Consider the following 19,792-nt stretch of genomic DNA (forward strand, 5'->3'; position numbering starts at 1 on the left):
TTCCAGGGCGCTCAGGCGGCCTTGATGCGGAAGCGCGCCACGGCCTCGGACAAGGCGCTGGCCTGATGGCGCAGGCTGGCGGCGGCAGCGGCCGACTGTTCGACCAGGGCCGCGTTTTGCTGGGTCATCTGGTCGAGCTGGGTGACCGATGCGCTCACGTGGTGGATGCCTTCGGCCTGGTGGTGCGTGGCGCCGGCAATGTCACCCATGGCCTGGGTGACACGGCGGATCGCATCGACGATCTCGGCCATCACCCCGCCGGCGTCCTGCACGCGCTGCGAGCCCACCTCGACGCGCTCGACCGACTGCCCGATGAGGGCCTTGATCTCGCGGGCTGCATCGGCGCTGCGCTGGGCCAGCGACCGCACTTCGCCAGCGACCACCGCAAAGCCGCGACCTTGCTCGCCTGCCCGGGCGGCTTCGACCGCTGCATTGAGCGCGAGGATGTTGGTCTGGAAGGCGATGCCGTCGATCACCCCGATGATGTCGCCGATCTGGCGAGAGGCATCGGTGATGGCCTGCATCTGCGTGACCACGCTGCTGACCACCTGTCCGCCGTGTTCGGCACGCTGGCAGGCCGAGCCCGCGAGGTCGCTCGCCACATTGGCCGACTGGGCCGATTGGGTGACCGTCCCGCTGAGCTCCTCCATGGCCGAAGCCGTTTGCTGCAGGTTGGAGGCGGCCTGCTCGGTTCGGTCTGACAGGTCCTGGTTGCCCGCCGCGATCTCGGTGCTGGCCGTGAGCATGGTCTCGGCTGACTGACGAACCGAGTCCACCATCTCGCGCAAGCCATCCTGCATGACGGACATCGATTGCATCAGGCGGGCGATTTCATCCTGACCGCGCACCGTGATGTCGTGTGTCAGATCACCCTGGGCAATGGACAGGGTGATGTTTTCTGCGCGTCGCAGGGGCGCCGTGATGGATGAAATCGTCAGGCCCATGAGGCCCAGAAAGACCACGCCCGGCGACAGCAGCAGGGCCCACAGCATCACGATGGCGCGGCTCACCCCGGCGCTGGCGCTGGCGCGTCGGGCCTGTGCGAGTTGCTCGATCTCGCCGTTGAGCTTGAGCACGATGGCGTCGACGGCATCGGCCTCGGTGCGTGGCGCCTCACTGGACTGGTAGGCCTCGGCCGCGGAACTGATCGCCGACGAGGTGATGAGCTCCAGCGTGGGGCTCAGGCCCTGGCCGTAGTTCTGCAGCTTGCTGGCCACCTGCTGGGCCTGTTGGGCCACGGATTCGTTGGGCGCAGAACCCGCCAGGTCCTGGGCCGCCTGGATGGTGCTTTTCAAGGAAGCCTGCCAGCCCTTGACCAGCTCGGCGGACGTGACCGAGTCACCCGCGTTGATGATGGCGGTGCGCTCCAGCCCCCGCAGCCGGCCCATGCTCAGAGCCAGGGTGCCCATGTGCTGGGTGGCGGCAAATTCTTGGGTGGTGAAGGCGTCAAACGCCCCGCGCAACTGCACCAGTTGCCAGGTGGTGCCCACACCGACGATGGTACCAATGCCCACCACCAGGGCCATGCACGCCAGCAGGCGTGAACGGATCGAGAAACTTCTCAGCCAGGTAATCCACTGCATCTTGACCGCCTCAGGAAACGACGTTTGTCAAATATCGGGCGGTCATGTACTCAGTACATGCGGGGTTCCCCTCGGGGACGGGTCTTGAAGCGCTTGTGTACCCACAAATACTGAGGGGTCAGTCTGATGATTTCGGACTCGATATAGCGATTCAGGACAGCCGTGTCGGCTTCGGCGTTGTCGGTCGGGAAACCGGTGAGCGCCGGGCGGAAATGGACGCGCCAGCCTTGCCCGCCCGGCAAGGTTTCCGCGATCACCGGCTGCACCACCATGTTGAGCATGTGGGCCAGACGCGAGGGGGCGAGCAAGGTGGCGGCCGGCACCCCAAAGAAGGGCACGAAAGCCGCATCCTTGCGACCGAAGTCCATGTCGGGCAGGTTGAAGAAACCGCGTCCTGCCTTGACGGCCCGGAACAGCGGTTTGACCGAATCGCTGCGGGGGAAGATTTCGGCGTCGCCAAAGCGCAGGCGGCCATGCTTCATGGCGGCATCGATCACCGGGTTGCTTTGGCGCTGGTAGATGGAGGCACCCGGGCGAGGCTGGCACAGCAGGATGGCGGCGCCGGCCACATCAAGGCCCACGAAGTGCGGGCACAGCCACATCGTCGATCGGCCTTCCGTCTGAAAAACCCGCTCGGCCAGGTCGATGTCGCCCTCGACATGGATCAGCTTGCGGATGCGTTCCGGCGAGGCGTACCAGAGCACGCTGCGCTCCAGCAGGCTGCGGGTCAGCCAGCGGAAGTGCTCGCGGGCAATGGCCTCCCGTTCGGCCTGCGGTTTGTCGGGGAAGCACAGCTCCAGATTGCGCAACGCAATGCGCCGGCGGGACCCCGCGAGCCAGTACAGCAAGCCGCCCAGGTGCCAGCCCAGTGCGGCCAGCACGCGCAAGGGCAGGTGCGACAGCAGCCAGAGCAGGCCCAGGGCCAAGCGGGTAGCCAGGCTGCTCACGCGGCACCTCCGGCTTCCTGACGGGTCAGGATCTCGCGGCGCGGGCCCTTGTAACGGTTGTAGCCCCAAAGGTACTGCTGAGGGCATTGCATGATCAGGTCTTCCATGGCGCGGTTCACGGCGGTGGCCGATTGTGCCGGATCGCCAGTGGCGATGGCCGCCATCAGCGCGGCCGGGCCGGCTTCGGCGTGCACCACGAAATCGGCACCTTGTCGCCAGCGCTGCAGCAGGCCCAGGCGCTCACCGCGCAGCAGCACGATCTGGCAACCGGTCTGGTGGGCGAGCTTGGCCGCCATGGTCATGGTGTAGGCGGGGCGACCAAAGAAGGGTGCCCAGACGCCCATGCCCTCGGGTGGCACCTGGTCGGGCAACAGGCCGATGGTCTGCCCTTGCTTGAGGGCGCGCATCAATTGCCGCACGCCGCTGAGCGTGGCGGGCGAGGCCAGCAGGTGAGGGCGGTTGCGGGCATGCACCATCACTTCGGCCAGCCAGGCCTGCTTGGCCGGGCGGTACAGCACGGTGATGGGCTTGTCGGCACCAAAGCGCTCGGCATAGGCCTGGGCGCAGATCTCGAAGCAGCCAATATGCGGGGTCAGCAGCAACAGGCCCTTGCCCTGGGCCAGGGCTGCTTCCACCACCTCGGGGTGGAGCCATTGCACCCGGTCGCCCAGCATCTGGTTGGCGGGGCGGCCCCACAGCCGTGGCATCTCGGCCACCATGCGGCCGGTGTGGGCCACGGCCGACCAGCGCTGGCGCAGGCTCATGCCGGCCTGCCGGGTGTGGGCCTGGATGCGACGCCGGTACGAGGGCGAGGCGAGGTAGGTCAGCCAGCCGAGCAGGGCACCCACGGGGTGCAGCAGCCCCAGGGGCCAGTTCGCCAGCACGAAAAACAAACGGGACATGTGCAACAGACCGTGCCGAGGCACAGTTCGAAAACGTGCAAAACCCCGATCTTCGCAGATGACATAGGGCTATTTCATGTCCAGGGTATGACCAGGATTGGCTACACTGTGCACATCGCCGAGTTAACAGGACAACTTGCGGGGCGATTCACAAATGCCGCTAAAGCGTTCGCCGCTGCCCAGAGTGATGACTCCCAGCCCCGGCGACGCCGAGGTCTCAAACTCTTTCTGGAGCACATCAACGTGGCGAACGACTACCTCTTTACCTCGGAATCGGTTTCCGAAGGCCACCCCGACAAGGTGGCTGACCAGATCTCCGATGCCATCCTCGACGCCATCCTGGCGCAGGACCCGCTGTCCCGCGTGGCTGCCGAAACCCTGACCAACACCGGTCTGGTCGTGCTGGCGGGTGAAATCACCACGCAGGCCAATGTCGACTATATCCAGGTCGCGCGCGACACCATCAAGCGCATCGGCTACGACAACACCGAGTACGGCATCGACTACAAGGGTTGCGCCGTGCTGGTGGCGTACGACAAGCAGTCCAACGACATCGCACAGGGCGTGGACCGTGCGTCGGACGACTACCTGAACATCGGTGCCGGCGACCAGGGCCTGATGTTCGGCTACGCCTGCGACGAAACGCCCGAGCTGATGCCGGCGCCGATCTACTACGCGCACCGCCTGGTGGAGCGTCAGGCCCAGTTGCGCAAGGACGGCCGTCTGCCTTTCCTGCGCCCTGATGCCAAGAGCCAGGTGACGATGCGCTATGTGGACGGCAAGCCGCACAGCATCGACACCGTGGTGCTGTCGACCCAGCACAGCCCCGACCAGTCGGAAACCGCCACCAAGATGAAGGACAGCTTCTACGAAGCCATCCGCGAAGAGCTGATCAAGCCGGTGCTGCCCCAGGAATGGCTGACGGCCGACACCAAGTACCTGATCAACCCGACCGGCCGTTTCGTGATCGGTGGGCCGCAAGGTGATTGTGGTCTGACCGGCCGCAAGATCATCGTCGACACCTATGGTGGTGCCTGCCCGCACGGTGGCGGCGCCTTCTCGGGCAAGGATCCGACCAAGGTCGACCGCTCGGCTGCCTACGCTGCCCGCTACGTTGCCAAGAACGTGGTGGCAGCCGGTCTGGCCAAGCAGTGCCAGGTGCAGGTGGCCTATGCCATCGGCGTCGCCCGCCCCATGAATGTGACCGTCTACACCGAAGGCACGGGCGTGATCCCCGACGAGCGGATCGCCCAATTGGTCAACGAGCTGTTCGACCTGCGCCCCAAGGGCATCATCCAGATGCTGGACTTGCTGCGCCCCATCTACTCCAAGACCGCGGCCTACGGCCACTTCGGTCGCGAAGAGCCCGAGTTCAGCTGGGAACGCACGGACAAGGCCCAGGCACTGCGGGACGCAGCGGGCCTGAAGGGCTGAGCCGTCCGGTAGCAGGGCCCCAGCGGCCAGGCCATGCCCCGTCTATGATGGGGCATGCGCCAAGCCCAAACCCTCCCTGCCGCTGAGGCCTCATCGGCCTACCTGTTGAGCCTGAGCGCCATCGCTGCGGCGGTGCTGCTGTGGTCCTGGATCGGGGCCTTCGACCAGCGCGTCTGGCTGATGGAGGTCTTTCCGGCCCTGGTGGCTTGGCCGCTGCTGGCCGCCACGCGGACACGCTTTCCGCTCACCCCCCTGGTCTACGGCCTGATCTGTGTGCACGCCATCATCCTGATGGTCGGCGGCCACTACACCTATGCGCGCGTCCCCCTGGGCTTCTGGATGCAGGACTGGTTTGGCTGGGCGCGCAACGACTACGACCGCATCGGGCACCTGGCCCAGGGCTTCGTGCCAGCGATCATTGCCCGCGAGATCCTGCTGCGCCAGACACCCTTGCGAGCCGGCGGCTGGCTGTTCACGCTGGTGACGGCGGTGTGCCTGGCCATCAGCGCGCTCTACGAGTTCATCGAGTGGGGTGCTGCGGTGGCGCTGCAGCAAGGCGCCGACGAGTTCCTGGCGACCCAGGGCGACCCGTTCGATACCCAGTCCGACATGGCCATGGCCTGGATCGGGGCGATGCTGGCCCAGCTGCTGCTGTCGCGCTGGCACGATCGCCAGCTGGGCCAGGCCTGCCTCTTCGAGATCAGGCCAGACGGAACACGCTGACCACCTGGGCCAGGTGTTCGGCCTGCTGGCGCAGGCTGGAGGCGGCTGCGGCCGATTGCTCGACCAGCGCGGCGTTTTGCTGGGTCATGTTGTCCAGCTGGGTGACTGCCTGGTTGACCTGGCTGATGCCGTCGCTTTGCTCGGCCGCCGAGGCGGTGATCTCGGCCATCATGTCGGTCACGCGCTGGATGGAGGTCACGATGTCCTGCATGGTGGCGCCGGCATCCGACACCAGGCGTGAGCCCGCGTCCACCTTCTCGGCCGAATCGGCAATCAGCGACTTGATCTCCTTGGCGGCCTCGGCCGATCGCTGGGCCAGGCTGCGCACTTCCGACGCGACCACGGCAAAGCCGCGGCCTTGCTCGCCGGCGCGGGCCGCTTCCACGGCCGCGTTCAGCGCCAGGATGTTGGTCTGGAAGGCGATGCCGTCGATCACCCCGATGATGTCGGAGATCTTGCGCGAGGCCGTGGCAATGCTGTCCATGTTGGTGACCACCTGCGCGACCACGTCGCCACCGCGCTGCGCAGCGGTCGAGGCCGACGAGGCCAGCTGGTTGGCCTGGCGAGCGGCGTCTGCCGACTGCTTCACCGTGCCGGTCAGTTGCTCCATCGACGAGGCGGTTTCCTGCAGGTTGGAGGCGGTCTGCTCGGTGCGGGCGGACAGGTCCTGGTTGCCGGTGGCGATCTCGGACGATGCGGTCGAGATGCTGTCGGTCGAATAGCGTACATCGCCGACCAGGGACGACAGCGAAGTGGTCATGCCTTTGAGTGCCTGCAGCATCTGACCAACTTCGTCGTGGCGCACGATGTGCACCTGCACCGACAGATCACCCTCGGCAATGCGCTGGGCCACGTCAACCGCGTGCGACAAGGGGGCCTTGATGCTGCGAATCAGGAAGTGGGCACCGACCACCACGATGGCCAGCACGACCACGATCATGACGGCAGCCATGACCACCGTGGTGCGGCGGGCCTCCGCCACCTGCACGCGCAGGGTGGCGCTTTGCTCTTCCTGCATGTGGGCGAAGTCGCGCAGGCCCTGGGCATAGACGTCGACGGCCGGGCGGAAGTGCTCTTTGAACTCGCGGAGCGCCCCTTCATCGTCACCGGCGGCCTTGAGGTCAGCGGACTTCTTGTGGGCGGCTAGGACGGTGGCGCGCAGCTCGCCGATCTTGGTCATCTGGGCACGGTCGGCCTCGGTGAGGTCCATGGCTTCGATCTGCTTTTTCAGCTCAGTGATCTCGGCGATGGCCTTGTCGTTGATGTCCTTGAACTGGATGCCCACATTCGGGTCCTTGCTCAACACGGCTGCCGTGGCGCGGGTGATGGTCAGCTCGGACATGGTGGCCCAGTCCTGCACGGCCTTGAGCTTGGCTGCAGCCTGGCTCATCTGAGCCTCGGCTTCCTTCTGGGTGGCGGCCGAGCGCCAGCCGGCAAAGCCGACGATGCTGACAAGTGCGACGATCAGGAAAATCACCGCGGTCCACAATCGGCCGGCGATGGAGAGGTTGTTGAAAAAACGCATGAGGAGGGCTCCGGTTGCGGGTCTGCCAGCTCAGGCGCCTTGCGCCAGGTGATGGTCCAGACGGAACACATTGACGAGTGTGCGCAGCTGGTCTGCCTGCCCTCTGAGGCTGGATGCTGCAGCGGCGGATTGCTCGACCAGTGCCGCGTTCTGCTGCGTCATCTGATCGAGCTGGTTGACTGCCAGATTGATCTGGCCGATCCCTGAGCTTTGTTCCGAGGCGGCCGAGGTGATCTGGTTGATCACATCGGTGACACGCATCACCGAGGCCACGATGTCCTGCATGGTCTGGCCGGCGTCCTGCACCAGCTTGGACCCGGCCTCGACCTGGTCGACCGATGCGCCGATCAGGCCCTTGATCTCGCGAGCGGCCTGGGCCGAGCGTTGCGCCAGGCTGCGCACTTCAGACGCGACCACGGCGAAGCCACGGCCCTGTTCGCCGGCACGTGCGGCTTCTACCGCCGCGTTCAGCGCCAGGATGTTGGTCTGGAAGGCAATGCCATCGATCACACCAATGATGTCGTTGATCTTGCGCGAAGCCTGGGCGATGCCGTCCATGTTGCTCACGACCTGGCTCATGACCTCGCCGCCACGCTGCGCCGTCTGAGAGGCTTGCCCCACCAGCTGGTTGGCCTGCTGGGCCGCTTGGGCCGAGTCACGCACGTTGTCCGTCAGGTCGACCATGGAGGACGCGGTCTGCTGCAGGTTGGCCGCCGTCTGCTCGGTGCGGTTGGACAGGTCCTGGTTGCCGGCGGCGATCTCGCTCGATGCCGTGTGGATGCTGTCGGTGGATTGGCGCACCTGCCCGACCAGGTCGTGCAGCGAGTGGCCGAGCTTGCGCAGCGAGTCGAGCAACTGGCCGAGCTCGTCCGTGCCGTGGTGCTCAATGCGCACGGTCAGGTCGCCTTCGGCCATGCGTGCTGCGGCGCTGACGGCTTCGGCCAGCGGCTTGCGGATGTTGCGGATCAGCATGCCGGCGCCAATGGCCATGCCCGCCAGCACCACGATGCCCATCACGGCGGCGATCACGACGGTCTTGCTGCGCTCGATGCCAATCTGATGACGCAGGTCGATGGCGGCCTGGCGCTGCATGGCAGAGAACTCGCGCAAGGCGTCGTTGTACTGGTCGGCTGCAGCCAGTGCCCCTGCGCCAATGGCCTGGGCCGCGGTAGCCGGGTCAGACTTCACGGCCCGGATCTGGGCGTCCACCTGCTGACGCAGCCCCTCGATCTTCTGCAGTTGCTGCTTGTCGGCGTCACTCAGTTGCAATCCATCGAGTTGCTGGCGCAGCCCGGTGATCTCGGTGGTGGCCTTGTCGCTGGCGGCCTGCAAGGCCTGCTGTACGGTGGGGTCGGTGCTGACCGCGGCCGCCATGGCCCGACTGGATGCCGCTTCGCTGAGGCTGACCCACTGCTGAGCGGCTTGCATGCGCGCATCAATCAGTTCTGATGCCGCTTCGGATTTGGCCTTCAGGGAGGCGGTGCGCCAACCAGAAAAACCCACTACAAATATGTTCGAGACGATCAGGGCGATGACGCCAACCCACATCTTGCGGGCGATACCCATGCGCGTGAAACCCATTGTTGAATACCTCTGAGCCTGTAACGGTGTTCGTCTTGCGTTATCGACTTCATGCTGCCAATCTGTAGTTGGGGTATGCGCGTAAAAAATGTCCCGAAAACGGGCCAATTCCCATCGCAAGCACCACCAGATGCCCCTAGGATCCAGACGTGTCCGAAAAGGTGTGGCACACCAGGGTATGAAAAAGAAAATTGCAGTTGATCAACTTCGGATAGGGATGTTCATCGACGAGTTCTGTGGCTCGTGGATCGATCACCCCTTCTGGAAAAATTCCTTCAAGGTCGAAGACCCCAAGGTGCTGGGGCAGATTCAGGGCAGCCCCATCAAGGAGCTCTGGATCGACACGGCCAAGGGGCTGGATGTCGTCGAGCTGGAGGTGCATGACGATGTCGAGGTGCCGGTGGTGCGGGCATCCATGGGACGGATTCCGCCTGTGCCGCCAGCAGACAAGCTCAAGACGCCGGTCGAACCGACGGCCAGCATGGCCGATGAGCTGCAGCGGGCGCGCAAGATCGTCGGGCAGGCCCGTGGCGCCGTGATCAACATGTTCCAGGACGTGCGTCTGGGCAAGGCCATCGATGCCGAGCACTGTCTGCCCCTGGTGGAAGACATCTCCCGCTCGGTCGGGCGCAACCCCGGTGCCCTCGTGAGCCTGGCGCGGCTCAAGACCAGTGACGACTACACCTACATGCACTCGGTGGCGGTGTGCGCCCTGATGGTGGCGCTGGCCAAGCAGCTCCAGCTGTCCGAGGCCGACACCCGCGAAGCCGGGCTGGCGGGCCTGCTGCATGACCTGGGCAAGGCGGTGATGCCGCCGGAGGTGCTCAACAAGCCCGGCAAGCTGACGGATGCCGAGTTCACCATCATGAAGAGCCACCCGGTCGAAGGCCACAAGATGCTGCTGGAGGCCAAGGGCGCCGGTGAGATCCCGCTGGACGTGTGCCTGCATCACCATGAAAAGATGAACGGCACCGGCTACCCGCATCGCCTCAAAGCCGGGCAGATCAGCCTGTATGCCCGCATGGGGGCGGTGTGCGACGTCTACGACGCTATCACTTCCAACCGCCCCTACAAGGCGGGCTGGGACCCGGCCGACTCGGTGCTCAACATGGTCCAGTGGACCAAGGATGGCCACTTTGACGACCAGGTGTTCCAGGCCTTCGTGCGCAGCATCGGCATCTATCCCGTCGGCTCGCTGGTACGGCTGAAGTCGGGGCGGCTGGGGGTGGTCATCGAACAGGGTGAGAACTCGCTGACCAACCCGGTCGTCAAGGCCTTCTTCTCAACCAAGTCGAACGAGCCGATCATGCCGGTGGTGCTGGCGCTCGGCACGCCGGGGTGCAGCGACCAGATTGTGGCGCGCGAATCCCCCTCGGCCTGGAACTTCTCCAACCTCGACGATCTGTGGACCAGTTAATCCCTTCATGTTCTACTGTGGGCATATGTAACTGAGAAGAACATATTCACGCAGTAAGAGGGAGGGCCCGTCTGTCAGTCAGGCGGGTTTTTGACATGCGCATCCTGATTGATTGTTCGCACCTTGACTTGCGAGCGCAGACCGCCGGGTTCAGTCGGGTGGTCAGGAACTATTTGAAGCATGCGCACACGTGGGGCGAGACTGCTGGCGTGCCTGTCCGGGCCATGCGGATGAATGCCCATGGCATGCCGTACTTTGACGATATCAAGCCGGGTAGCCACTCGGTACATTGGGTGCAGATGAGTTGGTTCCACCGAGCCGTGGTCTCCTCTATCTACGTGTGCCGCCAACTGTGTCGTGAGGTGGCGATCTATCTTGGGCGGTTGGCAGAGGCCGCTGTCGACCTTGGGGTGGCAGGGTTGCCCCGCCGCCGTTGGCGGCAAGCGGGCAAGGCTGTGCTGGGGCCCATTCTGGCGGGCCTTAGACTGCCTTTCACGGCTTTGGATGGGGCGTACGTCAGGCTACCCGGTGTGTCCGTCGGTCTGAACGTGGATGATGCTGTGTTCTGCCCTGCGCACTGGTATCGCCACGAGCCCGCGGTTTTGAAGCGACTGCAGGCGCGAGCCGGTAGCGTCGTGATGCTGGTACACGATGTTCTGCCCATCACGATGCCACGGCATTACACACCCGAGTTGAGTCACACCCAACTGCGAGCGATACGCCAAATGCTCGAAATGGGTGTTGGCGTGCTGGCGATCTCAGAGGCGACGCGCATGGACTTGCAGCAGGTGGCAAAGCGATGTCAGCTGGAAGCTCACATTGGAATCGCCCACAACGGGCTTGAGCCGTTATGTTGCGACAGTGATCCCACCAGTAAACCATCATCCTCCGTGCAGCCATTTGTGAATCACCCAGATGGATATTTGCTGATGGTGGGCACCATTGAGCCTAAAAAGGGGCACCTGGATGCCATAGATGCGATGGAGCAGCTCTGGGCAGATGGTGACCCGCGATGGTTGGTGGTCATAGGGCGCCGAGGCTGGATGAGTCAATTCATCGCGAGTCGCATGCAGGGCTCGCCCTGGTGGCAACGCAAATTGTTCTGGTTTCCTTCTTTGGGGGACGCTGATGTGGCCCTTGCCTATCGCAGCGCACAAGCACTGGTGTTCGCCTCGGAGGCCGAAGGGTTCGGGCTGCCGCTGATCGAGGCGGCCAGCCTGGGGTGTCCGGTTGTCGCGCGTGACCTGCCTGTATGCAGGGAGGTGCTGGGAGACTGTGCGCATTATTTCGATTCGACCCCCCAGTCGTTGCTGAAGGCATTGCGGCGAGTAGCTGATCCGAGCGAGCGCGCGCACTTGCGTGAGCAAATGGGCCACTTTACATGGCCATCCTGGGCTGAGGTGGTGCCCTGTGTCATGGAGGGTCTCATGAACTACCACCGTGTACCTAGGCCATTCGATGGGCCACTCGTGATGGGAACGCCTCCCGCAGCAGGGCAGTTTTTTCCTCGTTCCACGCTCCAAAAAACATAATTTCGCTAATTCGGCCTTCTCACCAGAATGCGTCCTACAGCAACCCCTGCGGCAAATGTAGGAACACCATGTCACTTGAGAAGACGGAAATCGACACACTGGTCATCGGCGCCGGCCAGGCCGGCATCGCGATGAGCGAGCACCTGGGCAAACTGGGCATCCCCCACCTCGTTCTGGAGCGCAAGCGCATTGCCGAGCGTTGGCGCTCGGAGCGCTGGGATTCACTGGTGGCCAATGGCCCGGCGTGGCACGACCGCTTCCCCGGCATGGAGTTCGACGGCTTCAGCCCCGACGCTTTCGTGCCCAAGGAAGACATCGCCGACTACATGGTGGCCTATGCCAAGATGGTGAAGGCCCCCATCCAGACTGGTGTCGAAGTCAAGCGCGTGGTGCGCAATGCCGGTGAATCCGGCTTCACCGTGGAGACCTCGGAAGGGGTGATCCAGGCCCAGCGCATCGTGGCGGCCACCGGCCCGTTCCAGTGCCCCACCATCCCGGCCATTGCGCCGAAGGATGCCGGCCTGACCCAACTGCACTCGGCCCATTACCGCAACCCGGCGCAGCTGCCGGAGGGCGCCGTGCTGGTGGTGGGTGCCGGTTCGTCGGGCGTGCAGATCGCCGACGAACTGCAGCGCGCAGGCAAGCAGGTTTACCTCTCGGTGGGTGCACATGACCGCCCACCGCGTGCCTACCGCGGTCGTGATTTCGTCTGGTGGCTTGGTGTGCTGGGCGAGTGGGATGCCGCCGCCACCAAGCCAGGCAAGGAGCACGTGACCATCGCCGTCAGTGGCGCCCATGGCGGCCACACGGTTGACTTCCGTGCCCTGGGTCATCAGGGCATCACCCTGGTGGGGCTGACCAAGTCCTTCGCCGATGGCGTGGCCACGTTTGATGCCGATCTGGCTGACAACATCGCCAAGGGCGACGAAAACTACCTGTCCCTGCTGGACGCGGCCGATGCCTACATCGCCCGCAACGGCCTGGACCTGCCGGAAGAGCCGGAAGCACGCAAGCGCCTGCCCGATCCGGACTGCGTGACCCATCCCATCCTGTCGCTGAACCTGGCGGAAGCCGGCATCACCACCATCATCTGGGCCACCGGCTTCACGGTGGATTACAGCTGGCTGCAGGTCAATGCGCTGGACGCACAGGGCAAGCCGGCCCACCAGCGTGGGGTCTCGACCGAACGGGGTGTCTACTTCCTGGGTCTGCCCTGGTTGTCACGCCGGGGTTCGACCTTCATCTGGGGTGTCTGGCATGACGCCAAGTACATCGCCGACCACATCGCCACCCAGCGCAAGTACGCCGCTTACCAGGCCGCCGTGCCGGAAACCGCCACCGTCTGAACCGAAGGAGAGGGCCATGAGCCAACCGACACACACCCGCATCCGGATGTTCAACACCAAGGACACCTACCCGAACCAGAGCCTCAACAACGACCTGTGCCAGGCCGTGCGTGCCGGCAACACCGTCTACGTGCGGGGTCAGGTGGGCACGGACTTCGACGGCAACCTGGTGGGCCTGGGTGACCCGCGTGCACAGGCCGAGCAGGCCATGAAGAACCTCAAGCAACTGCTGGAGGAAGCCGGCAGCGACCTGAGCCATGTCGTCAAGACCACCACCTACCTGACCGATGCGCGCTACCGCGAGGCGGTCTACCAGGAAGTGGGCAAGTGGTTGAAGGGCGTGTTCCCGATTTCCACCGGCCTGGTCGTCGTGGCCCTGGGGCAGCCCCAGTGGCTGATGGAGATCGACGTGATCGCCGTGATCCCCGAGGGCTGGCAGCCCAAGCAGGCCTGAAAGGCAAGCCGATGACCTTTTCCATCGTCGGCCACTGCGCCGAAACCGGGCAACTGGGCATCGCCATCAGCTCGTCGAGCATCGCCGTGGGGGCACGTTGCCCCTGGCTGCAAGCAGGGGTGGGCGCGGTGTCGACGCAGAACGTGACCCTGCCGGCGTTGGGCCCGCAGGTGCTCGCCGGCCTCGCGCAAGGGCAGGCCCCGGAGGCGGCCCTGGCGCGCGCGCTGGCGGCCGATGCCGGGCGGGATCATCGGCAAGTCATTGTGCTGTCGGCCCAGGGCGCGACCGCGCTCTACAACGGTCCGCATGCGCTGGGCACTTTCCATGCCGTTGCGGGACACCACTGTGTGGCGGCGGGCAATATGCTGTCCCATGCGTCCGTCATCGACGCCTTGGTGCATGCCTTCGAGGCCGCACAAGGCTCGCTGGCGGACCGGCTGCTGGCGGCCATGCAGGCAGCGATGGCGGCCGGTGGCGAGGCCGGGCCGGTGCATTCGGCAGCGTTGAAGGTGGTGGGCGACGTCAGTTGGCCCATCATCGACCTGCGCGTCGATTGGGCCGACACCGACCCCATTGGCGCACTGGTCGGTCTGTGGACGGCTTATCGCCCGCAGATGCAGGACTACCTGACCCGCGCCCTGGACCCCACCGCCGCACCGAGCTATGGAGTGCCGGGCGATGAGTGAGGTCAGCAGCCGCGACCTGCTGGCGAAGCTGGTCAGCTTTCCCACCGTCAGTCGGGACTCCAACCTCGCGCTGATTCACTTCATCCGGGACTATCTGGCCGGCTTCGGTGTCGAGAGCGAACTGTTCCTCAACGCCGAGGGCAGCAAGGCCAGTTTGTACGCCACCATCGGCCCGACCGACCGGGGTGGTGTGGCGCTGTCGGGCCACACCGATGTGGTGCCGGTCGATGGGCAGGCCTGGACGGTCGATCCCTTCGTGCTGAGCGAGCGCGATGGGCGCCTTCATGGTCGCGGCACGGCCGACATGAAGGGCTACCTGGCCTCGGTGCTGGCGGCGGTGCCGCGTTTCGTGTCCCGCAAGCTGGTGTGGCCGGTGCACCTGGCCTTTTCCTACGACGAGGAAGTGGGTTGCCAGGGTGTGCGCCCCATGCTGGGCGAACTGGCCCAGCGTGCCGTCAAGCCCCGTCTGTGCCTGATCGGCGAACCCACCGAGATGAAGCCCGTGCTGGGCCACAAGGGCAAGCTGGCGATGCGCTGCCAGGTCAAGGGGGCGGCCTGCCATTCGGCCTATGCACCCTATGGCGTCAATGCCATCGAATACGCGGCGCGCCTCATCAGCCGCCTGGGGGACATCGGCGCCCGCCTGGCCGACCCGGCCCTGCACGACGCGCGCTTCGATCCCCCCTACTCGACGGTGCAGACCGGTGTGATCCAGGGTGGACGCGCGCTCAACATCGTGCCGGCCGAGTGCACGTTTGATTTCGAGGTGCGCGCCTTGCCCGGCTTCGATGCCGAGACCGTGGCGCAGGAGCTGGGCGACTATGCAACCCGGGACCTGGTGCCACGCATGCAGGCGGTGCAGGCCGACACCGGCATCGAGATGCAGTCGCTGAGTGCCTACCCGGGCCTGGCTACCGAAGCCGATTCCGAGGCCGCCAAGCTGCTGGCGCTGCTGAGCGGCTCCACGGCCTTTGGCACGGTGGCTTATGGCACCGAAGGCGGCCTTTACCACCTCATCGGCATCCCGACCGTGGTGTGCGGCCCCGGCAGCATGGACCAGGGGCACAAGCCCGATGAGTTCGTCACCGTGGACCAGTTGGCGCGCTGTGACGCCATGCTGGCCCGGCTGGCCGACCTGCTGATGAACCCGCCAGTCGTCGCCTGAGCGCTTACTGGGTCGACAGGCTCAGGCCCGCGTGCTCGCGCAGCGGGTGGAAGTGCACCTGCGGGTGACGCTCGGCCGTCAGGCGCAAGTCGTAGGTCGAGGTCATCATGTAGGCCAGGGTGTCGGCCGCGTCGAGGGCCAGCTTGCTGGCGTTCTCGTCGGTGAACTTTTTCATGGCCTCGGGCGTGTCGGCCGTGATCCAGCGTGCGCCGGTGAAGCGGCAGGGCATCAGACGGATCTCGACACCGTATTCGGCCTTCAGACGGTGCTGCACCACTTCAAACTGCAGTTGACCGACGGCGCCCAGCAGCATCGAGCCGCCGACTTCCGGTCGGAACACCTGGATGGCACCTTCTTCACCCAGCTGCAGCAACCCGGCTTGCAACTGCTTGCTCTTCATCGGGTTGGCCAGCTCCACCGTCTGGAACAGCTCGGGCGCGAAGAAGGGCAGGCCGGTGTACTGCAGGTTGATGCCATCGGTGATGGTGTCGCCCAGCTGCACGCCGCCGTGCGTGGTGAAACCGATGATGTCGCCGGCAAAGGCCTCGTCCACCGCTTCACGGCGTTGTGACAGGAAGGTCACGACCGAGGTGGGGCGCAGCTCCTTGCTCGAGCGTTGCACCTTGAGCTTCATGCCCGGTTCGTACTTGCCCGAGCACACGCGCACGAAGGCGATGCGGTCGCGGTGCGAAGGGTCCATATTGGCCTGTACCTTGAAGACCACGCCCGAGAAGTTCTCCATGTCGGGCGAGATTTCTTTGTGCGAGCCGTCCTTCTCGGTCGAGAAGCGGGGGCGCGGCGAGGGGGCCAGGTCCACCAGGGCGTCCAGCACCTCCTGCACCCCGAAGTTGTTCACGGCCGAGCCGAAGAACACCGGGGTCTGCTTGGCGGCCAGGAACTGCTCCAGATCGAACGCGGGTGCGGCTTCCGCCATCAACTCCATGTTCGATTCGGCAATCTCCCAGTCCTGGCCGAAACGGGCAGCCAGCTTGTCACGTTCGTCGAGCGAAACGGTCTCGTATTCGTCGCTGCGTTTGTCTTCGCCGGCTTCGAACAGGCGCATGCTCTTCGTGCGCAGGTTCACGATGCCGCCAAACTGCTTGCCCTGGCCCACTGGCCAGGTCATGGGCACGCAGGGCATGCCCAGCTCCTGCTCGACTTCATCGAGCAGTTCCAGCGGGTCGCGGCCTTCGCGGTCCATCTTGTTGACGAAGGTGATGATGGGCGTGTCACGCTGGCGGCACACCTCGATCAGGCGCTTGGTCTGCGCTTCCACACCGTTGGCGGCGTCGATCACCATCAGGGCGGAGTCCACCGCGGTCAGCACGCGGTAGGTGTCTTCCGAGAAGTCCTTGTGGCCCGGGGTGTCGAGCAGGTTCACCACGTGTTCGCGGTACAGCATCTGCATCACGGACGAGGCCACCGAGATGCCGCGCTGCTTTTCGATTTCCATCCAGTCGGAGGTGGCGTGGCGTGAGGCCTTGCGGGCCTTCACCGAACCGGCGATGTGGATCGCGCCGGAGAACAGCAACAGCTTTTCCGTCAGCGTGGTCTTACCCGCGTCAGGGTGGGAAATGATGGCAAAGGTGCGACGGCGGCGCGTTTCGGACGTGAAGCTCACGGCAGGACTCGGAAAAGTTCGGCTAAACCGCTCATTGTCGCAGCTTCGCGTCGCGGACGTCAGTGGGACGATGAACACCCAAGGGTCAAGCACCTTGCGGAACGGCCGATAAACCGGGTAAACAAGCAAACAGACCAACCAGCCACTTCCGTGCGCAGCTATCTTCAGTCGGCAGAGCGTCGCTCGACGCGCCACCTCTTTCTGCGCCTGATGACCACGGTGGCCCTCGTCGCGGCGGGGGTGCATCTGGCCTTCATCGGGGTCTTTGCCTGGGCAGCCGTATGGCCCCTGGCAGGGGTCAATGTCGCCAGTGTGCTGGTATACCTGCTTGCTTACCAGCTGATCCGTGGCGAGCATCCGCTGCTGGCCGTGTGGCTCATGGCGATCGAGGTGCTGGGCCACAGCACAGCCGCCGTGCTGGCCATCGGTTGGGACAGCGGCTTCCACTTCTACATCATGCTGATCATCCCGGTCGTGATCGTCAGCGCCCTGACCTCGGTGCAGCGCAAGGTGGCCTTTGCCTTTGCGGTCGGGGTCTTCTATGTGCTGCTTGACTGGCATTTCCGTCAGCAAGCCCCGGTGTTCAGCCTGGCTGGGCCGGTGCTGCTGGCCTTGCACTACTTCAACCTGGTGAGCATGCTCTTGCTACTGGGCCTGCTGTGCACGGTGTACTTCCGCATGGTGAAAGAGGCGCAGCGCCTGCTGCATGTGCAGGCCAGCACCGACCCCTTGACCCAGCTCTTCAATCGTCGTGCCATGCGCGACATGGTGCAGCGCGAGTGCGTCCGGGAGGTGCCGGCCGATGACGTCCACACGTTGGCACTGCTGCTGGTGGATGTCGACCACTTCAAGCGCATCAACGACCGCCATGGGCACGAGTCGGGCGACGATGCCTTGCTGCTGATCGCGCAGACCCTGCAGGACGGCCTGCGCGAGGGTGACCAGGTGGCACGCTGGGGCGGCGAGGAGTTTCTGGTGATGCTGCCTGCCACCGGGGTGGATGAGGCGGTGAAGGTGGCGGAACGATTGCGCCAGCGGGTGGCCGCGCAACGGTTCATGGGCGCCGCAGGCAGGCAGCCCTTGAGTGTCACATTGGGGGTGGCCGTGCGGCTGCCCCATGAGTCCATCGACCGCACCCTGGCCCGAGCGGACCAGGCGCTATACATGGGCAAGGAAAGCGGTCGCAACCGGGTCGTGCTGGCCCCCGAGCCGGAAATCACCACACAGAACTGATCGAACCCTTTATACTTCGCGTCGCTTTCGAGGAGCGTTGCAAGGTTCACCATCCGCGCTGAACCCCAGGCTCGAAAGTCCGATGTCTTCATTGCAACCGCGCTCACCCGCATGTGTCCCGCTGGGTGAGTTGTATCTGTTTTCATTGACTCCCGGCAGCGCACGGCGGCTTCTGAATCCTTAGGAGCTTTGTCCATGACCGCTGTTTCCAACCTGATCACCGAGCACAAGGGCGTCGCCTGTGTCGTCGCCGACATGTCGCTGGCCGCCTGGGGCCGCAAGGAAATCAAGATCGCTGAAAGCGAGATGCCGGCCCTGATGGCCATCCGCAAGGAATACGCCGACAAGCAGATCCTCAAGGGTGCCCGCATCACCGGCTCGCTGCACATGACCATCCAGACGGCCGTGCTGGTCGAAACCCTGCAGGCCCTGGGCGCTGATGTGCGCTGGGCCTCGTGCAACATCTTCTCCACCCAGGACCACGCTGCAGCGGCCCTGGTGGAAGCTGGCACCCCCGTGTTCGCCTACAAGGGCGAGTCGCTGGAAGACTACTGGGACTACACCCACCGCATCTTCGAATTCGGCCCCAAGGGCTCCGAAGGCGAAGGCCCCAACATGATCCTGGACGACGGTGGTGACGCCACGCTGCTGATGCACCTGGGCAAGCGCGCCGAAAAGGACATCAGCGTGCTGGACAACCCGGGCAGCGAAGAAGAGCGCATCCTGTACGCCGCCATCAAGGCCAAGCTGGCTGACGACGCCACCTGGTACAGCCGCAAGAGCGCCCAGATCCTCGGCGTGACCGAAGAAACCACCACCGGGGTGCACCGCCTCAACGAAATGAGCGCCAAGGGCACCCTGCTGTTCCGCGCCATCAACGTCAACGACTCGGTCACCAAGTCCAAGTTCGACAACCTGTACGGTTGCCGTGAATCGCTGGTGGACGGCATCAAGCGCGCCACCGACGTGATGATCGCCGGCAAGATCGCCGTGGTGGCCGGCTATGGCGACGTGGGCAAGGGCTCGGCCCAGGCCCTGCGCGCGCTGAGCGCCCAGGTGTGGGTCACCGAAATCGACCCCATCAACGCCCTGCAGGCCGCCATGGAAGGCTTTCGCGTGGTGACCATGGAGTGGGCCGCACCGCAGGCCGACATCTTCGTGACCACCACCGGCAACCGCGACGTGATCACCTATGAACACATGGCCGCGATGAAGAACAACGCCATCGTGTGCAACATCGGTCACTTCGACAACGAAATCCAGGTCGCCAAGCTGGAAGAGCACTGCGAGTGGGAAGAGATCAAGCCGCAGGTCGACCATGTGATCTTCAAGGACGGCAAGCGCATCATCCTGCTGGCCAAGGGCCGTCTGGTGAACCTGGGCTGCGCCACGGGTCACCCCAGCTACGTGATGTCGTCGAGCTTCGCCAACCAGACGCTCGCCCAGATCGAGCTGTTTGCCCACAGCGATGCCTATGACAACGGCAAGGTCTATGTGCTGCCCAAGCACCTCGATGAAAAGGTGGCCCGCCTGCAACTGACCACGCTCAACGCCCAGCTGACCGAGCTGACCGATGAGCAGGCCGCCTACATCGGCGTGCCCAAGAACGGCCCTTACAAGCCCGATACCTACCGTTATTGATC

General features: G+C 64.7%; 16 protein-coding genes and 1 riboswitch. Of the genes, 10 read left to right on the forward strand and 6 right to left on the reverse strand.

Annotation, left to right across the window (positions count from 1 at the left end):
- Positions 1–11 precede the first annotated feature (11 nt).
- Genes ACE3PH_RS00805 through ACE3PH_RS00815 form a run of 3 tightly spaced genes read right to left on the reverse strand, consistent with a single transcriptional unit; the run spans position 12 to position 3,432 of the window.
- Entirely contained in the window at positions 12–1,583 is a 1,572-nt protein-coding gene (locus ACE3PH_RS00805; protein WP_374315509.1) for a methyl-accepting chemotaxis protein, read from the reverse strand.
- A 50-nt stretch (positions 1,584–1,633) separates the two neighbouring features.
- Positions 1,634–2,530, reverse strand: coding sequence for a lipid A biosynthesis acyltransferase (locus ACE3PH_RS00810; protein ID WP_374315511.1), 897 nt, complete (start codon positions 2,528–2,530; stop codon positions 1,634–1,636).
- The gene (locus ACE3PH_RS00815; protein ID WP_374315513.1) at positions 2,527–3,432 is read right to left on the reverse strand and encodes a lysophospholipid acyltransferase family protein; all 906 of its coding nucleotides are present in this window, start codon (positions 3,430–3,432) and stop codon (positions 2,527–2,529) included. The genes ACE3PH_RS00810 and ACE3PH_RS00815 overlap by 4 nt, the downstream gene beginning before the upstream one ends.
- A gap of 243 nt (positions 3,433–3,675) precedes the next feature.
- Between ACE3PH_RS00815 and metK the strand changes: the two genes are divergently transcribed.
- Complete coding sequence (gene metK / locus ACE3PH_RS00820; protein ID WP_374315515.1) at positions 3,676–4,866, forward strand: methionine adenosyltransferase; 1,191 nt, start codon at positions 3,676–3,678, stop codon at positions 4,864–4,866.
- A 54-nt stretch (positions 4,867–4,920) separates the two neighbouring features.
- Positions 4,921–5,589, forward strand: coding sequence for a DUF2238 domain-containing protein (locus tag ACE3PH_RS00825; protein ID WP_374315517.1), 669 nt, complete (start codon positions 4,921–4,923; stop codon positions 5,587–5,589).
- On the opposite strand, the gene ACE3PH_RS00830 is transcribed toward ACE3PH_RS00825, so the two are convergent.
- Positions 5,567–7,114: a methyl-accepting chemotaxis protein gene (locus ACE3PH_RS00830; protein ID WP_374315519.1), complete on the reverse strand. Its 1,548-nt coding sequence runs from the start codon at positions 7,112–7,114 to the stop codon at positions 5,567–5,569. The two genes, ACE3PH_RS00825 and ACE3PH_RS00830, sit on opposite strands and share 23 nt — an antisense overlap.
- Positions 7,115–7,144: 30 nt before the next feature.
- On the reverse strand, positions 7,145–8,695 hold the full coding sequence (locus ACE3PH_RS00835; protein WP_374315521.1) for a methyl-accepting chemotaxis protein: 1,551 nt from the start codon (positions 8,693–8,695) through the stop codon (positions 7,145–7,147).
- A gap of 178 nt (positions 8,696–8,873) precedes the next feature.
- On the opposite strand from ACE3PH_RS00835, the gene ACE3PH_RS00840 reads away from it, so the two are divergent.
- The 6 genes from ACE3PH_RS00840 (at position 8,874) to argE (ending at position 15,295) form a co-directional block, all read left to right on the forward strand.
- Complete coding sequence (locus ACE3PH_RS00840; protein ID WP_374315523.1) at positions 8,874–10,112, forward strand: HD-GYP domain-containing protein; 1,239 nt, start codon at positions 8,874–8,876, stop codon at positions 10,110–10,112.
- Between the two features lie 95 nt (positions 10,113–10,207).
- On the forward strand, positions 10,208–11,644 hold the full coding sequence (locus tag ACE3PH_RS00845) for a glycosyltransferase family 4 protein (protein WP_374315525.1): 1,437 nt from the start codon (positions 10,208–10,210) through the stop codon (positions 11,642–11,644).
- 68 nt (positions 11,645–11,712) lie between these two features.
- On the forward strand, positions 11,713–12,990 hold the full coding sequence (locus ACE3PH_RS00850; protein ID WP_374315527.1) for a flavin-containing monooxygenase: 1,278 nt from the start codon (positions 11,713–11,715) through the stop codon (positions 12,988–12,990).
- A gap of 16 nt (positions 12,991–13,006) precedes the next feature.
- Positions 13,007–13,444 (forward strand): RidA family protein, encoded by a 438-nt coding sequence (locus ACE3PH_RS00855; RefSeq protein WP_374315529.1) that lies wholly within the window; start codon positions 13,007–13,009, stop codon positions 13,442–13,444.
- Between the two features lie 11 nt (positions 13,445–13,455).
- A complete protein-coding gene (locus ACE3PH_RS00860) occupies positions 13,456–14,130 on the forward strand; it encodes a DUF1028 domain-containing protein (RefSeq protein WP_374315531.1) in 675 nt (224 codons plus the stop codon).
- Entirely contained in the window at positions 14,123–15,295 is a 1,173-nt protein-coding gene (argE, locus tag ACE3PH_RS00865) for an acetylornithine deacetylase (RefSeq protein WP_374315533.1), read from the forward strand. Before ACE3PH_RS00860 ends, argE begins: the two co-directional genes overlap by 8 nt.
- A 4-nt stretch (positions 15,296–15,299) precedes the next feature.
- On the opposite strand, the gene ACE3PH_RS00870 is transcribed toward argE, so the two are convergent.
- On the reverse strand, positions 15,300–16,916 hold the full coding sequence (locus ACE3PH_RS00870; RefSeq protein WP_374315535.1) for a peptide chain release factor 3: 1,617 nt from the start codon (positions 16,914–16,916) through the stop codon (positions 15,300–15,302).
- Between the two features lie 150 nt (positions 16,917–17,066).
- Between ACE3PH_RS00870 and ACE3PH_RS00875 the strand changes: the two genes are divergently transcribed.
- Together ACE3PH_RS00875 and ahcY are read left to right on the forward strand one after the other, a co-directional pair.
- Positions 17,067–18,149 carry a diguanylate cyclase gene (locus tag ACE3PH_RS00875; protein WP_374315537.1) on the forward strand — a complete coding sequence of 361 codons (1,083 nt, stop codon included), beginning with the start codon at positions 17,067–17,069 and terminating at the stop codon, positions 18,147–18,149.
- A 23-nt stretch (positions 18,150–18,172) separates the two neighbouring features.
- A riboswitch (S-adenosyl-L-homocysteine riboswitch) is annotated at positions 18,173–18,261 on the forward strand.
- Between the two features lie 83 nt (positions 18,262–18,344).
- Positions 18,345–19,790 carry an adenosylhomocysteinase gene (ahcY, locus tag ACE3PH_RS00880; protein ID WP_374315539.1) on the forward strand — a complete coding sequence of 482 codons (1,446 nt, stop codon included), beginning with the start codon at positions 18,345–18,347 and terminating at the stop codon, positions 19,788–19,790.
- Positions 19,791–19,792: the final 2 nt, after the last annotated feature.

The sequence above is a fragment of the Aquabacterium sp. genome (assembly GCF_041909175.1).
Lineage (GTDB): Bacteria > Pseudomonadota > Gammaproteobacteria > Burkholderiales > Burkholderiaceae_C > Aquabacterium.

Coding starts and splice junctions, on each gene's coding strand:
- ACE3PH_RS00805 (WP_374315509.1), bottom strand. CDS start 1,583: ATGCAGTGGATTACCTGGCTGAGAAGTTTCTCGATCCGTTCACGCCTG.
- ACE3PH_RS00815 (WP_374315513.1), bottom strand. CDS start 3,432: ATGTCCCGTTTGTTTTTCGTGCTGGCGAACTGGCCCCTGGGGCTGCTG.
- ACE3PH_RS00825 (WP_374315517.1), top strand. CDS start 4,921: ATGCGCCAAGCCCAAACCCTCCCTGCCGCTGAGGCCTCATCGGCCTAC.
- ACE3PH_RS00830 (WP_374315519.1), bottom strand. CDS start 7,114: ATGCGTTTTTTCAACAACCTCTCCATCGCCGGCCGATTGTGGACCGCG.
- ACE3PH_RS00835 (WP_374315521.1), bottom strand. CDS start 8,695: ATGGGTTTCACGCGCATGGGTATCGCCCGCAAGATGTGGGTTGGCGTC.
- ACE3PH_RS00840 (WP_374315523.1), top strand. CDS start 8,874: ATGAAAAAGAAAATTGCAGTTGATCAACTTCGGATAGGGATGTTCATC.
- ACE3PH_RS00845 (WP_374315525.1), top strand. CDS start 10,208: ATGCGCATCCTGATTGATTGTTCGCACCTTGACTTGCGAGCGCAGACC.
- ACE3PH_RS00850 (WP_374315527.1), top strand. CDS start 11,713: ATGTCACTTGAGAAGACGGAAATCGACACACTGGTCATCGGCGCCGGC.
- ACE3PH_RS00855 (WP_374315529.1), top strand. CDS start 13,007: ATGAGCCAACCGACACACACCCGCATCCGGATGTTCAACACCAAGGAC.
- ACE3PH_RS00860 (WP_374315531.1), top strand. CDS start 13,456: ATGACCTTTTCCATCGTCGGCCACTGCGCCGAAACCGGGCAACTGGGC.
- argE (WP_374315533.1), top strand. CDS start 14,123: ATGAGTGAGGTCAGCAGCCGCGACCTGCTGGCGAAGCTGGTCAGCTTT.
- ahcY (WP_374315539.1), top strand. CDS start 18,345: ATGACCGCTGTTTCCAACCTGATCACCGAGCACAAGGGCGTCGCCTGT.